Raw genomic sequence first — 12,982 nt, forward strand, 5'->3', positions numbered from 1 at the left:
AACAACAGTCCACACTTCAAGCATTGCGGGAGAAGCCCGCGATGCCCGGAAATCGCGTATGACTTCCGGGCAGATCGCAGGTGAACCAGACGGCTCCGTGAGCCGCTCGACGCCGTGTCAGACGGCCTGCGGGTGCGCCGCGTCCAGGGCGGAGCCGGTGCGCAACGCGGCGGCCGCCGCGCCCACGAGACCCGCGTCCGTGCCGGTCGACGCGGGGGCCACCGTGAGGCGCTGGACGAACGAGAGGGTGGCGTAGTCGCGCAGCGCGCGGCGCAGTGGCGTGAAGAGGACGTCGCCGGCCTTCGCCACTCCCCCGCCGATCACCGCGATGTCGATCTCGACGAGGGTCGCCGTGGCCGCGATGCCGGCCGCCAGCGCCTGGGCGGCACGCTCGAAGGAGGCGACGGCCGCCTTGTCGCCCGCGCGGGCCGCGCGGGCGACCGCGGCGGCGGACTCGTCGCCGTCCGGGCCCGGGCGCCAGCCGTCGGCGAGGGCGCGGCGCGCGATGTTCGGACCGCTCGCGATGCGCTCGACGCAGCCGCGGGCGCCACAGGGGCAGAGGTCGCCGTCGAGGTCGACGCTGATGTGGCCGATGTGTCCCGCGTTGCCGGTGGGGCCGGGGTGCAGTTGGCCGCCTAGGATCAGACCGCCGCCGACGCCGGTCGACACCACCATGCACAGCGCGTTGTCATGGCCGCGGGCCGCGCCCTGCCAGTGCTCCGCCGCCGTCATCGCCACCCCGTCGCCGATGAGCTCGACCGGCAGGCCGCCGGCCACCGAGCGGACCCTCGAGACCAGCGGGAAGTCGCGCCAGCCGGGCACGTTGACCGGGCTGACCGTGCCCGCCGAGCGGTCCACCGGGCCGGCGCTGCCGATGCCCACGGCGCGCGCGTCGGCCCACAGCGGGGAGGCCGCGAGCTCGGTCAGCACCTCCTGCACCGCGCCCATCACCGTGTCGCCGTCCTCCTGGGCGGGGGTCGGGCGCTGCGCCCGCAGCAGGATGCGGCCCCGGTCGTCCACCAGGGCGCCGGCGATCTTGGTGCCGCCGATGTCGAGCGCGGCGACGAGGTCCATGTGCATCAGTGTCAGATCCCCTGGAGAAACGGGTCGGGAAAAGGCAGGTCGGAGAGGGCAACTCTAGAAAAGAGCAGAGAGTGATGGACAGTCTCTCCCGCATCTGACAACGTTGTCCAGGCCCTATGCTCGACGCCACATGCCGGTACAGCATGATGAACCCTGACGACGACAGGACAGGACATCGCATAGTGGACCGCACCGCCCGCCGCTCCGAGAACCGCTACGGCAACCGCCCGACGATGAAGGACGTCGCCGCACGCGCCGGGGTCGGCCTGAAGACGGTCTCCCGCGTCGTCAACGGCGAGCCGGGGGTCACGCCGGACACCGAGCGGCGCGTCCAGGAGGCGATCGCCGCCCTGGGCTTCCGGCGCAACGACAGCGCGCGGGTGCTGCGCAAGGGACGTACGGCGAGCATCGGTCTGGTCCTGGAGGATCTGGCGGACCCCTTCTACGGACCGCTCAGCCGGGCCGTCGAGGAGGTCGCGCGGGCGCACGGCGCGCTGCTCATCAACGGCTCCAGCGCCGAGGACCCGGACCGCGAGCAGGAGTTGGTGCTCGCGCTGTGCGCGCGCCGGGTCGACGGTCTGGTGGTGATTCCGGCCGGTGACGACCACCGGTACCTGGAGCCGGAGATCGCCGCCGGTGTAGCGACGGTCTTCGTGGACCGGCCCGCCGGGAAGATCGACGCGGACGTCGTGCTGTCCGACAGCTTCGGCGGCGCGCGGGACGGTGTCGCGCACCTCATCGCGGGCGGTCACCGCCGGATCGGCTTCATCGGCGACCAGCCGCGCATCCACACGGCGGCCGAGCGACTGCGCGGCTACCGCGCGGCGATGGAGGACGCCGGGATACCGGTCGAGGACCACTGGATGTCGCTGGGCGTCACCGATCCCGAGCGGGTGCGGCGGGCGGCCGAGGAGATGCTGCAGGGCCCCGACCCGGTCACGGCGATCTTCGCGGGCAACAACCGGGTGACGGTGACCGTGGTCCGCGTGCTGTCCGAGGTCGACCGGAGCGTCGCCCTGGTGGGCTTCGACGACATCGAGCTGGGCGATCTGCTGCGGCCCGGGGTGACCGTGGTCGCGCAGGACGCCGCGCAGCTGGGCCGCACGGCGGCGGAGCGGCTGTTCCGGCAGCTGGACGGGGTGACGCTGCTGCCCGAGCGGATCGAACTGCCGACCCGGCTCATCCGCCGCGGCTCCGGGGAACTGCCGCCGGCCGACTAGGGCCTGTCTCCCAGATCCCTCCGTCCGCCCGAAGGGCGGGCCCCGCGGCGTCTGGTGCGTGCTCTCAGGGGGTCCCCCCGGCCGAAGGCTGGGGGAGGGCCGGGCTCAAGGCCTCGTACTGGATGTACTTGGCCTTGCGCCCGGTGCGGCGAGAGCGCGTGCCAGGCGTCGCGGGGCAGGAGGGATCTGGGAGACAGGCCCTAGTCGCGGTCAGGAGCCGGACGCCTCCGTCACCCGTCGTGGGGGACGTGGGCCGTGGCCGGGTGGGTGAGGGTGGGGACCTCATGCCGTGCCTGGCCGGGGAGGTCCGCGTCATGGCGATCGCCGGGGTCCTGGGGCCGCTGACCGGGCGGGCCCTCCGCCAGCTGGCCCACGTCAGCATCCTCGACATGGCGACACGGCTCGCCGCCCAGGCGTTCCTGGCGGCGCTGCCGATGCTCATCGCCGTGGCGTCGTTCTTCCCCGACGCGGTCCGGCGTGAACTGCTGCGCTCGCTGCGCTCGTTGATCGGTTCGGTCGGGCCGGTGGTGGCCCAGGCCGAGGCGATGACCGGCGGCGAGGACACCGTCCTGCACAGCTGGGGCGCGGTGGGCGTGCTGGTCGCCCTGCTGTCCGCCACCGCCTTCACCCGCGCGCTGCAGCGGCTGTGCGAGCGCGCCTGGGACCTGCCGCGGTCCGCCGTACGGCTGGTGGCGTGGCGATGGGCCGCGTGGCTGCTCGTGTGGATCGTGGTGCTGGTGGTGCAGGGCGCCCTGCACCAGGCGTTCGGTGCCGGAGCCGTCCTGGGCATCCCGCTGCAGACGGCCGGCGCGGTGCTGCTGTGGTGGTGGACCCAGCACCTGCTGCTCGTCGGCCGCGTTCGGTGGCTGCCGCTGCTGCCGGGCGCCGTGCTGACCGGTGTGGGCGGAGTCGTGTTCTCCGCGGTGTCCGGTCTCTGGCTGCCGCGGACGCTGCGGATGAGCGTGGAGCGGTACGGGGCGCTGGGTCCGGTGTTCACCGTGCTGTCCTGGCTCATCGTGTACTTCACCATCGTCGTGTTCGGCATCGCCGTCGGCCGCACGCTCGCCCAGGAGGAGTTCCTGCGGCGCCGGCTCGGCGGGGCGGACCCGGCGTCACCGTGACGGCGGCTCCGCCTGCGCGGCGCTCACCCGGCCCGACTTCACCGCGGCGGCCAGCGCCGCGCGGTCCCGCTCGTTCTGGTCGGCGTACGCCTCCGCGAAGCGGACGAGGGCCCGGTCGAAGGTGTCGGCGCGGCCCAGGTAGGCGGCGATGGCGATCCGGTCGCCGGAGCGTGCGTGGGAGCGGGCCAGGGACGCGCCGCAGACCCGCCCGAACAGGCGCATCACCTCCGGGGTCATCAGATCGGCCTGCGGGATCGCCTTCCAGTCCCTCAACTGGCGTACGTAGAAATCACGTTGGCGTCCGTCGAGCCCCTCGGTGCGCTCCCAGCCGAGGAACATGTCACTGGTCGCCTGCATCAGCCGCTGTCCGGCGACCACCCGCTCCCCCTGGTTGCTGTGCTCGGCCCGGCCCGCGTACCGCGCGAGCACCGACTCCTGGGCCTCCTTCGCCTGCAGCAGCAGCGGGTCGGCGTCGTCCCTGCCGAGCAGCAGGACGATCCAGCAGCGGGTGCCGACGCTGCCCACCCCGACGACCTTGCGCGCCATGTCGACGACCCGGTACTGGGCGAGCAGCGTCCGCCGGTCGGCGGGCAGCGTGCGGGCGTACCGCTCGATCAGGTCCCGCAGCTGGTCCTCCAGTTGCTTGCGCTCGACGCCCGGCATCAGGGTGTCCAGCGGAGAGATCAGGGGCGGGTCGGCGGCGATGCGCAGGGTGCCGTCCACGACGTGGGCGAGCTTCCCAAGCGCCTGAAGGTGGTCGCGGGTGCGGGCCTTGCCCATGGTGCGCGTCACCCGCCGCCGCACCTTCGTGTCGAGCCGGGCGGAGAGCAGCCGGTACAGGTCGTCCGCGTCGATCCGCGCGTGCCAGACGTCGAGCGTGCGCATCCGGGCGAACCGCGCCATCCACCGGCGGTACGCGCGGACGGTGCCGCTCACCACGGCCGCCCGCTCCGACGTGCGGAACCCGTTGCCGCGCCCGGCGATCGCCAGGCTGGCCGCGAGCCGTTTGACGTCCCACTCCCAGGGGCCCGGCAGGGTCTCGTCGAAGTCGTTCACGTCGAACATCAGGTGCCGCTCCGGCGAGGCGAGCAGCCGGAAGTTCAACATGTGCGCGTCGCCGCACAGTTGGGCCCGCAGTCCGCTGTCCGGGGTGCCGGCCAGATCGCCCGCCATGATCGCGGCCGCGCCCCGGTAGAACCGGAACGGGGATTCGAGCATCCGCCCGTAGCGGATCGGCACCAGCTCGGTGAGCCGGGTCGCCGACTGGTCCTCCAGTACGTCGACCGGGTCGGGCCGGTCCGCGGGGGGCGCGAACTCGGCGTGGGCGGAGCGCGGGACGCCGGCGCGGGCGGCGCGTCCCCTGGCCGCCCGCTCCTGGGGCGTTCGGTGGTGGTGCGTGGTCTCGGTCATGGCCGCTCCCTTCCGGCGCGGAGTGCTGGGTGCATGGCAGCGCGGCGGCGGCGTCCGGGCGTCACCCCGCCGGTGTGAGGTCGCCTGCCAGGGGTGAGGCCGGGCGGGCCGGGAGACCGCAGACTGAGCCGTATGGAACCCCTGATCCCCGGTCGGCCCGGACCGGCCGGGCGGACGGATGCGCCCGGGCAGCGCCTGCTGGCCCGGGCCTCCCTGGCGGCCGCGGTCGCGGCGGTGCTCGTCCTGGGCGTGTTCGCCGGGCTGCGCACGTTCGCGCTGCTCGGCGCGGGACTGCTGGGCCTCGTGGTCACGGTCGTCGCGGTGTGGTGGGTGCTGAGCAGGAGGGGGCTGCCGCGGTTCCTCGCGGCCCTGCTCGCACTCGCCGCACCGGTCTGGGTGCTGGTGGAGTTCGGCCGGGCCCGGCTGCTGTGGGTGGCCCTGGTGTCCGGCGCCCTGCTGGTCCTGTCGGCCGGCGCGGGCCGTGCGGCGCTCGCCCGCGGTTCCGTCGCCCCGACGATGCCGGAGACGGCGCCGCCCGTGTTCCGCCGCCCGGTGCTGATCATGAATCCGCGGTCGGGCGGCGGCAAGGTGGGGCAGTTCCACCTGGCCGACCGTGCCCGGGAGTTGGGCGCCGACGTCGTGCTCCTGGAGGGACCGGGCGAGACCGACGTGACGAAGCTGGCCGCCACCTGCGCGGCGGAGGGCGCCGATCTGCTCGGCGTCGCGGGCGGCGACGGCACCCAGGCCCTGGTGGCCGAGGTGGCCGCCGACCACGACCTGCCGTTCCTGGTGATCCCCGCGGGCACCCGGAACCACTTCGCCCTGGACCTCGGCCTGGACCGGGACGACCCCTCCACCGCGCTGGACGCCCTGCGCGACGGCGTGGAGCTGCGGGTGGACCTCGGCCGGGCCGGCGGGCGGCCGTTCGTGAACAACGTGTCGTTCGGCGCGTACGCCGAGGTGGTGCAGAGTCCCGCCTACCGCGACGACAAGACCCGTACGACCCTGCGCCTGCTGCCCGACCTGCTGGAGCGGCACCGCGACGCCGGGCTCACCGCACGCGCCGGGGACCAGGAGTTCACGGATCCGCAGGCGCTGCTGGTGAGCAACAACCCGTACGCCGCCGACGACATCGCGGGCCTCGGCCGCCGCAGCCGGATCGACGGCGGGGTGCTCGGCTGCATCGGGGTGCGGGTGACGAGCGCCGCCCAGGCGGCCGGCCTGCTGCGGGGCAGCCGGTCCACCGGACTGACCCGGGCGACCGCGGTCTCGGTGGTCGTCGACGCCGGCCAGGAGCACATCCCGGTCGGCGTGGACGGGGAGGCCATGCGGCTGCCCGTGCCGGTGCGCTGCGAGGTGCGGCCGGGGGCGCTGCGGGTGCTGGTGCCCCGGCGGCGCCCGGGCACGTACCGCGAACGCCCGCGGCTCGACTGGCGCCAGGTCCTGCTGCTCGGGCTGCCCTTCCGGCACTGAGCGGGCGACCGGCCGGGGCCGCGGCTACGCCCCGTAGACCTTCTGCGCCTGCGGCTTCCCGTACACGGTCAGCGACCAGATCACCAGGACGTCGAGGACGATGATGATGGCCGCCCACACCGGGTAGTACGGCGTGAACAGGAAGTTCTCGATCGCGCTGAGCCCGGCGAAGACGATACCGACGATCCGGGCCCAGGTGCGGCCGGTGAACAGGGCGCACGCCGCCGCGACCATCAGCACGCCGGAGATCAGCTGGACCCAGCCGCGGCCGTTCACGTCGAAGTCGAACGGGTAGTCGTTCTGCTGCTGGTAGAAGTTTTCGTTGAGGATCGCGGAGAGTCCCGCGATCGCGTGGAACGCGCCGACGATGCCCATCACGCACGCGCCGAAGACGACGCCGGTGACAGCGACCGCGCTGACGTGGGGCGGTGCTTCGGGCGTGCCGGGCCGCACGGTACCCGGCGAGGTCTGGTGTTCGGCCATCTCTCGGTCCTCCTCATCGATCGGACCGGAGCATCCCGCCCTGGCGCGGCACACCGGTTCACCCGCAGCGGATGAGCGGTGAGCCACGCGCCGTCACCCGGCTCAGGTGATGCCCTCCGCCGTGCTGCCGGGAGAATGGGGGCGAGGCCAGGTCGTCGCACAGGAGGTGACGCCATGGGCGGGGCACAGTCGGGCCCGGAGGCCGGTCCGGGCGGGACGCCGTCCGGCGGCGCCGACTTCGAGATCCGGGTACGGGGCAGGATCGGCGAGGCGTACCGCACCGCGTTCGGCGAGCTGACGATGGTGCTGCGCCCGGCGGAGACGGTGCTGCTCGGCACCCGGCTCGACCAGGCGGCCCTGTACGGGATCCTCGATCGCATCCAGGCGCTCGGACTCGAACTCCTGGAGGTGCGCCGCCTGCCGGCCGGGCACGGCGGCGGGAGTCCGGCCTGACGCCTGCCGTGGCGGGCGCACGGGCAGACCCACAGGGCAAAGCCTCTCCCAAGAATCAGGCCGACGGACCCCTTCCGCAGGCATCGGGCAGCCGCCACCGTGGAGGGGTGATGCCCTGCACAAGGGGAGGTGAGGGGCATGACCACAGTGCTGTGCGCGCCGGTGGACGCCGACCTCGCGAGGGGGGTGCGCGTGTCCGCGCTGCGCGGGCGGCTGCACGCGCTCGCCCGGGAACCGGCGGCGCCGGACGCGGCCGTCACCACGTGTCTGGTGTGGGTCGCGGGCGTCCTCGTGGAGATCGCGGGCGACGTGGCCGATCCACGCAGCGCGGGCGCCCTGGTGCACGAGGCGTCGGCCGTCCTCGCCTCGGTGCCCGCGGTGCCGCACGACGGGACCGCGCGCGGCGCGCCGCCCCACGAGCCGTTGACCGGCCGTCAGTTGGCGGTGCTGCGCCAGCTGCAGGAGGAGGTGCCGCTGCGCCAGATCGCCGACGGCATGTACGTCTCGTACAACACGGTCAAGAGTCATGCCCGCGCCGTCTATCGCAAGCTGGGCGCACGGTCGCGGGCCGAAGCCGTGAACCGGGCACGGGAGTTGGGTCTGGTGTGAGTCCCGGAGTCATCTGACGACTGCTGACGGCGGCTGACGGCGGCCGCGACCGCCCTCACAGGAGCTGGAGTTCGCGGGCCCGCCGCACGGCGGCCGAGCGCCGGGAGACGGCGAGTTTCCGGTAGACGCTCTTGAGGTGGGTCTTCACGGTGTTGACCGAGAGGTAGAGCTCCTCGGCGATCTCCTCGGTGGTCATCATCTGCGCCAGCCGGTCGAGCACGTCACGTTCGCGGACGCTGAGCCGCTCGGCCGGGGCCGCCGTCCGCTGGAGCTGCTCGACCGCCGCGCCCGCCGGGAGGCGACCCGCGCGGCCCGGGCGCAGCAGCGCGGCGCACGCCGGTTCCACCGACCGCAGCACGGACCGGGGCAGCCGGGCGGACACGGCGCCGATCGGTGCGGCCGGCCCGTCGCCGCGCTCCGCCGCGCAGGCCAGGCCCGCCACCAGGGCGCCGACCGCGGTGACGAACGGATCGGGCAGGACCCGCAACACGGCGTCGCTGCGCGCCAGTTCGTGCCGGGCCCGCCGGATGTCGCCGCGGGCCAGCTCCACCCAGGCGCGCACCAGGTGCAGGGTGGCGCGGGCCGGTTCGGTGGCGGTCCAGGCGGGCAGCGGCGGCTGGGTGGCGAGTCCGGTGAGTTCGTCGGCCGCCCGGAACCGGCCGCGCAGCGCCTCCAGCAGGGCGAGTTCGACCAGGCAGTCCCGGCGCAGCGCACCGTTGCCCGCGGCCCCCGCCGCCTTGAGGCCACCGGTGAGGGAGCTCTCGGCGGCCTTGAGGCAGCCGGCGCGCAGTTCGTCGCCGCCTCGGACGGTCAGGGTGAGCGCGGGGATCTCGGGGCACTGCGCCAGGGCGCCGTGCGGTAATCGCGGTCCGGCCGCCTCCGCGTCGGCGGCGGCGGCGCGGGCCGCCTTGGCGTCGCGGGTGCGCAGCCGCTCCATCCGGATCTCGGCGTGCGCGAGGCGGCAGCGGGCGGCACGGTCCTCCTCGCCGGGCGGCAGTCGATCGACGAGGAGGGCCGCTCGCTCCAGGTGATGAGCACACACCTGGTCGTCGTGGCGCGCGTGGGCCGCGGCGGCGGCGAGCAGCACCGGTTCGGGTTCGTCGGGCAGGGCCTCGGTCCTGGCGCGGGTGAGCTCGGCGGGCAGCCGGGCCCGGGTCACGCCGATGACCCGGCCGACGGCGAGCCGGTGCACGATCAGCCTTGCCGCCTGGTCCCAGTGGTCGGCGGCCAGCAAGTGGCGTACGGCGTCGGCGAGTTGACCGTGTTCGTCGAGCCAGTCGGCGGCCCTGCGGTGCAGCGGGGCGACGAGTCCGGGGGCCTCGTGGCGCAGGCACATCCGCAGGACGTCGGCGAACATCTGGTGGCAGCGGTACCAGCCGTGGCCGACGGGCTGCAGGAACGAGTTCTCGCGGACGAGCGCGGCGAAGTGCCGGCCGGCGTCCTCGTCGCAGAGCTCGGCGGCGAGTTCGGCGTTGACCCGGTCGAGGACGCTCGTGGTGAGCAGCAGCCGGCGCATGCCGGGCGGCTGCACGTCGAGCACCTCCTCGACGAGGTAGCTGGCGACGGCCTCGTCGTCGCCGGCGAACCGGGTCACGAACCGGTCGGGGTCGCCGTGCTTCTCCATGGACATCGCGGCGAGCCGCAGCCCCGCGGCCCAGCCGTCGGTGCGGCGGCGCAGGGTGCTCACGGTCTGCCGGGGCACGTCGATGCCGTGCTGGGCGAGCAGGGCGGCGGCCTCCCGGTCGTCGAACGCGAGGTCGGCGGTGCGCAGTTCGGTGAGGTCGCTGGTCAGTCGCCCGCGGTGCAGGTGCAGGGGCGGGTCGCGGCGGGCGAGGACCACCAGGCGCAGCAGTCCGCAGGTGTGCCGCAGCAGGCTGGTGACGCCTTCCGCCAGGGCCGAGTTGGGGGCGGGCTGGAAGTCGTCGAGGACCAGCACCACCGGTTCGTCGCGGGCGTTGAGGGCGGCGGCGAGCGCGGCCACGAAGAGCGGGCCCTCCCCCGCCGCGACGGATTCCGGCAGGTCGACCGCGGCGGCCCGCAGCGCGTGCGTCACCCGCGGCCAGAACACCTGGGGCTGCTCGGCCCGGCCGTCGCAGGAGACCCAGGCGAGGGGTCCGGGCGGGCGGCGGGTGTGCGCCCATTCCAGGGCGAGCGCGGTCTTGCCCGCACCGACGGGCCCCACCACGACGGTCAGCGGTCCGCGGGCGCCGCGGGCGAGCCGGTCGGTGAGGCGGGGCCTGGGGACCAGCCAGCCGGGCAGCTCGGGAACGCCGCCGCCGGCCCCACGGTCCTCGCCGTTGACCCCGCTGCTGAGTGGTCCTCCGGCCATGGACGACACCTCGCTCTCGGCGCACAGTGACGCGGCACGGGCCAGTGTGCGCCGCCCGGCACGGCCCGGCGCCCGCCTCGCCGGCCATCTCACCCGGGTGAAGTTCCGGCGTGCGACGGCGCGTCGGGGCGGGCGCGCGAGCCCGTGTCCGGTCGGGGTTCCTGCGGGGGTGCGGCGGGCCGTGTCCCGGTCGGCTCAGCTGGGCCGCAGGGCCTCGACCAGCTCCTCCTCACGGTCCTTGGTGAGGGAGGTGCGGAGCACGGTGGGGTGGAAGGGGCGCACGGCGTCCCTGACCCGGTCGGGGGTGGAGCGGCGGACGAGGGCGAAGACGGCGGCGTGGCCGGGTTCCAGGGTGTGCGCGATCTCCTTGACGAAGGAGTCGTTGATGCCGACGTCGGTGAGCTTGCCGGCGACGGCTCCGGTCGCGGCGCCCACCGCGGCACCGAACACGGGCATCAGGAAGAGCAGGCCGAACAGCGAGCCCCACAGGGCGCCGCCGGCCGCGCCGGTGGCCGTCGGGCTGTACGTCTGCCGGACGTGGATCTTGCCGTCCATGGTGCGCCAGGCGAGGGCGGCGTCCTCCAGGTCGAGGAGTTCCTGGCGGGAGAGTTCCTTGGACAGGCGCAGCACCCCTTCCGCCTTCTCCTTGTCCGAGAATCCGAGTACGACGAGTTCGGCCATCAGGTCCTCCTGCGGTGGTGACGGGATTTCGGGTCCGGGTGGTCTCCATTCGCGACCGGTTCGCCTGCCTGCCGGGCGGCCCGGGCGATCTCGGCGGCGGCGGGCTCCAGCGCCTCTTCGGTGAGGAAGCCCTCCGCGACGGGCACTCCGCCCGCGTCACGGATCGCGGTGCGCAGGTACTTCGCCCAGACGTGCTCGAGGAGCACGAAGGCCGCCGAGGTGCCCGGATCGAGGGACTCGGCCATCTGCCGGATCTCGGGCAGGGACAGACCGAAGGCGTTGCCCTCGGAGAGGCTCGGCATCGCCTCCTGGGCCGCGTGCACCCGCTCGCCCGGGATGCCGAGCAGCGCGGCGACCGTGTCGCCCATGCCCTCGGCCTGGTAGTCGAGGGTGAACAGGTCGCCGCCCGGTTCCTTGCTGAGGAACAGCATGTCGAGCACGCGGATCTGCTCGTTCGCCTCCAGGACCGCCAGTTCCTCGACGATCCGCCCCTCCAGCTTGGCTTCGGGGCCGAACTCGACCACGAGGAGTTGTACCGGTCCGATTCCGGCCATGGTGCCTCCCTTCGGCGGAACCTCCGCCCGCACAGGGGCATCACAGCGTCGGGCCGGTCGTGCCGCGTCACCCGCCGCAGGTGAGGGAAGCGGCGGCGGGCGCCAGCACCGTGGGCCCATGAGCGACGAACAGACGCCGGGCCGGGCCGAGCAGGCCCCCGCCCCGGGCGGTGCTGAAGCGTCCGAGCTGGTGCGGCTGCGGGCGGAGGTCGAGCGGCTGCGGGACCGGGCCGGGGCCGAACAGCGGCGCAGGGTCCGCCTGTTGACGTTGCGCCGGGCCGTCGCGGCGGTGCTGGTGGCACTGGTCGCGATCCTCGCGGTGACGTCGGTCGTGGGCGTGTGGGGCTCGCGGACGACGCTGAACACGGACCGGTGGATCGCGACCGTGGGACCGCTGCCCGAGGACCCGAAGGTGAACGCTGCGGTCTCCACGTACCTGACGAACGAGATCTTCGACCAGGTGGACGTGCGGCAGCGACTGGCCGATGCGCTGCCGCCCCGTGCGACGTTCCTCGCGGCGCCGGTCACCGGGGCCGTGCACGACTTCATGCAGAAGTCGATCTCCAAGCTGCTCGCCGACGACCGGTTCCAGGAGCTGTGGCGGGCGACGAACCGGTTCGCGCACGAGCGGATCGTCGCCGTCCTGGAGAAGAGCAACGAGAACGTGCGTGTGCGCGGCGACACGGTCACGCTCAATCTGCTGCCGATGGTCAACAACGTGCTGAACTCGCTGGAGGACCAACTCCCCAGCCTCTTCGGCAAGAAGCTCGATCTGCCGACGCTGACCTCGGGCGAGGTCCCGCCGGGGCTGCACGAGCGGATCGAGAAGGCGCTCGGGGTGTCGCTGCCCGAGGACTTCGCGCAGATCCGGCTCTACGACCGGCGTGAGCTCGGTCAGCTGCAGGACGCGGTGGTGCTGTTCAAGCGGGCCCTGGTCGGTCTGCTGATCGCCGTGCCGGTGGTGCTCGCCCTCGCCCTGTGGGTGTCCCCGAACCGGCGCCGCTCGGTGCTCCAGCTCGGGCTGTGGCTGGTGGTGACGGTCACGGTGCTGTCGAGCGTGCTGCGGGCGGTGCGCGACCAGCTCCTCGGCCAGGTACCCGACGGCGTCTACCGCGACGGCCTGCGGGCCGCGCTGTGGACCGTGTTCACGACGCTGCGGGACCGGGGCGACCAGTTGCTCTGGCTCGGCGTCGGGATCGCCGTCGTGGCGTATCTGGCGGGTCCTGGCCGGCTGCCGGTGTGGTTGCGGCGCCGCACCGCGCAGGGCGCCCGGGCCACCGGTCAGTTCCTGGCGAAGGCCGGCGAGCGCGCCGCGCACAAGGAGTCGTCGCTGCGTCCGTGGCTGGTCCGGCACGCGGACGTGCTGCGGGTGTCCGGCGTCGTCGTCGCGGCCCTGGTGGCGCTGCTGCTGTCGTCGTGGACCGGTCTGCTGGTGGTCGCGCTGCTGCTGGCCGCGTACGAGATCGCGGTCACGCTCCTGGCCCGGTCGGACGGGTCACCCCCCACAGGTGAGGCGGCTCCGAAGTCCCCAGAAAAGACTGGCGCCCCCGGCTGACCCCAAGGCAG

The 12,982-nt window shown here is 74.0% G+C and carries 12 protein-coding genes; 6 read left to right on the top strand and 6 right to left on the bottom strand.

Features of this window, described 5'->3' with window-relative positions; genetic code table 11:
* Positions 1–117: 117 nt before the first annotated feature.
* Positions 118–1,080, bottom strand: a complete 963-nt coding sequence (locus M4J07_RS02660) for an ROK family protein (RefSeq protein ID WP_255966686.1) — start codon at positions 1,078–1,080, stop codon at positions 118–120.
* Positions 1,081–1,229: 149 nt separating this feature from the next.
* On the opposite strand from M4J07_RS02660, the gene M4J07_RS02665 reads away from it, so the two are divergent.
* Together M4J07_RS02665 and M4J07_RS02670 are read left to right on the top strand one after the other, a co-directional pair.
* Positions 1,230–2,303, top strand: coding sequence for a LacI family DNA-binding transcriptional regulator (locus tag M4J07_RS02665; protein WP_255966752.1), 1,074 nt, complete (start codon positions 1,230–1,232; stop codon positions 2,301–2,303).
* 284 nt (positions 2,304–2,587) lie between these two features.
* A complete protein-coding gene (locus M4J07_RS02670; RefSeq protein WP_255966688.1) occupies positions 2,588–3,424 on the top strand; it encodes a YhjD/YihY/BrkB family envelope integrity protein in 837 nt (278 codons plus the stop codon).
* Here the strand turns inward: M4J07_RS02670 and M4J07_RS02675 are convergent.
* Complete coding sequence (locus tag M4J07_RS02675) at positions 3,416–4,834, bottom strand: DUF2252 domain-containing protein (RefSeq protein WP_255966690.1); 1,419 nt, start codon at positions 4,832–4,834, stop codon at positions 3,416–3,418. The two genes, M4J07_RS02670 and M4J07_RS02675, sit on opposite strands and share 9 nt — an antisense overlap.
* A gap of 132 nt (positions 4,835–4,966) precedes the next feature.
* Between M4J07_RS02675 and M4J07_RS02680 the strand changes: the two genes are divergently transcribed.
* Positions 4,967–6,307: a diacylglycerol/lipid kinase family protein gene (locus M4J07_RS02680; RefSeq protein ID WP_255966692.1), complete on the top strand. Its 1,341-nt coding sequence runs from the start codon at positions 4,967–4,969 to the stop codon at positions 6,305–6,307.
* Between the two features lie 24 nt (positions 6,308–6,331).
* Here the strand turns inward: M4J07_RS02680 and M4J07_RS02685 are convergent, their stop codons facing one another.
* Positions 6,332–6,790, bottom strand: coding sequence for a DUF7144 family membrane protein (locus tag M4J07_RS02685; RefSeq protein WP_255966693.1), 459 nt, complete (start codon positions 6,788–6,790; stop codon positions 6,332–6,334).
* Positions 6,791–6,964: 174 nt separating this feature from the next.
* Here M4J07_RS02685 and M4J07_RS02690 point away from each other — a divergent pair, with 174 nt between their 5' ends.
* Both M4J07_RS02690 and M4J07_RS02695 read left to right on the top strand, forming a co-directional pair.
* Positions 6,965–7,243 carry a hypothetical protein gene (locus M4J07_RS02690; protein ID WP_255966694.1) on the top strand — a complete coding sequence of 93 codons (279 nt, stop codon included), beginning with the start codon at positions 6,965–6,967 and terminating at the stop codon, positions 7,241–7,243.
* Between the two features lie 138 nt (positions 7,244–7,381).
* Complete coding sequence (locus M4J07_RS02695) at positions 7,382–7,852, top strand: helix-turn-helix transcriptional regulator (RefSeq protein ID WP_255966695.1); 471 nt, start codon at positions 7,382–7,384, stop codon at positions 7,850–7,852.
* A 55-nt stretch (positions 7,853–7,907) separates the two neighbouring features.
* Here the strand turns inward: M4J07_RS02695 and M4J07_RS02700 are convergent, their stop codons facing one another.
* The 3 genes from M4J07_RS02700 to M4J07_RS02710 form a co-directional block, all read right to left on the bottom strand.
* Positions 7,908–10,181 (bottom strand): LuxR C-terminal-related transcriptional regulator, encoded by a 2,274-nt coding sequence (locus M4J07_RS02700; RefSeq protein WP_255966696.1) that lies wholly within the window; start codon positions 10,179–10,181, stop codon positions 7,908–7,910.
* A 195-nt stretch (positions 10,182–10,376) separates the two neighbouring features.
* A complete protein-coding gene (locus M4J07_RS02705; RefSeq protein WP_255966697.1) occupies positions 10,377–10,862 on the bottom strand; it encodes a DUF1269 domain-containing protein in 486 nt (161 codons plus the stop codon).
* A complete protein-coding gene (locus M4J07_RS02710; protein ID WP_255966698.1) occupies positions 10,862–11,416 on the bottom strand; it encodes a DUF1269 domain-containing protein in 555 nt (184 codons plus the stop codon). Before M4J07_RS02710 ends, M4J07_RS02705 begins: the two co-directional genes overlap by 1 nt.
* A 118-nt stretch (positions 11,417–11,534) precedes the next feature.
* Here M4J07_RS02710 and M4J07_RS02715 point away from each other — a divergent pair, with 118 nt between their 5' ends.
* Positions 11,535–12,971 carry a hypothetical protein gene (locus tag M4J07_RS02715; protein ID WP_255966699.1) on the top strand — a complete coding sequence of 479 codons (1,437 nt, stop codon included), beginning with the start codon at positions 11,535–11,537 and terminating at the stop codon, positions 12,969–12,971.
* Positions 12,972–12,982 lie beyond the last annotated feature (11 nt).

Source organism: Streptomyces longispororuber, assembly GCF_024448165.1.
Lineage (GTDB): Bacteria > Actinomycetota > Actinomycetes > Streptomycetales > Streptomycetaceae > Streptomyces > Streptomyces longispororuber_A.

Excerpts from the sequence above, each read along its gene's own strand:
- M4J07_RS02660 (WP_255966686.1), bottom strand. The coding sequence starts at position 1,080 with ATGCACATGGACCTCGTCGCCGCGCTCGACATCGGCGGCACCAAGATC.
- M4J07_RS02665 (WP_255966752.1), top strand. The coding sequence starts at position 1,230 with ATGAACCCTGACGACGACAGGACAGGACATCGCATAGTGGACCGCACC.
- M4J07_RS02670 (WP_255966688.1), top strand. The coding sequence starts at position 2,588 with ATGCCGTGCCTGGCCGGGGAGGTCCGCGTCATGGCGATCGCCGGGGTC.
- M4J07_RS02675 (WP_255966690.1), bottom strand. The coding sequence starts at position 4,834 with ATGACCGAGACCACGCACCACCACCGAACGCCCCAGGAGCGGGCGGCC.
- M4J07_RS02680 (WP_255966692.1), top strand. The coding sequence starts at position 4,967 with ATGGAACCCCTGATCCCCGGTCGGCCCGGACCGGCCGGGCGGACGGAT.
- M4J07_RS02685 (WP_255966693.1), bottom strand. The coding sequence starts at position 6,790 with ATGGCCGAACACCAGACCTCGCCGGGTACCGTGCGGCCCGGCACGCCC.
- M4J07_RS02690 (WP_255966694.1), top strand. The coding sequence starts at position 6,965 with ATGGGCGGGGCACAGTCGGGCCCGGAGGCCGGTCCGGGCGGGACGCCG.
- M4J07_RS02695 (WP_255966695.1), top strand. The coding sequence starts at position 7,382 with ATGACCACAGTGCTGTGCGCGCCGGTGGACGCCGACCTCGCGAGGGGG.
- M4J07_RS02700 (WP_255966696.1), bottom strand. The coding sequence starts at position 10,181 with ATGGCCGGAGGACCACTCAGCAGCGGGGTCAACGGCGAGGACCGTGGG.
- M4J07_RS02705 (WP_255966697.1), bottom strand. The coding sequence starts at position 10,862 with ATGGCCGAACTCGTCGTACTCGGATTCTCGGACAAGGAGAAGGCGGAA.
- M4J07_RS02710 (WP_255966698.1), bottom strand. The coding sequence starts at position 11,416 with ATGGCCGGAATCGGACCGGTACAACTCCTCGTGGTCGAGTTCGGCCCC.
- M4J07_RS02715 (WP_255966699.1), top strand. The coding sequence starts at position 11,535 with ATGAGCGACGAACAGACGCCGGGCCGGGCCGAGCAGGCCCCCGCCCCG.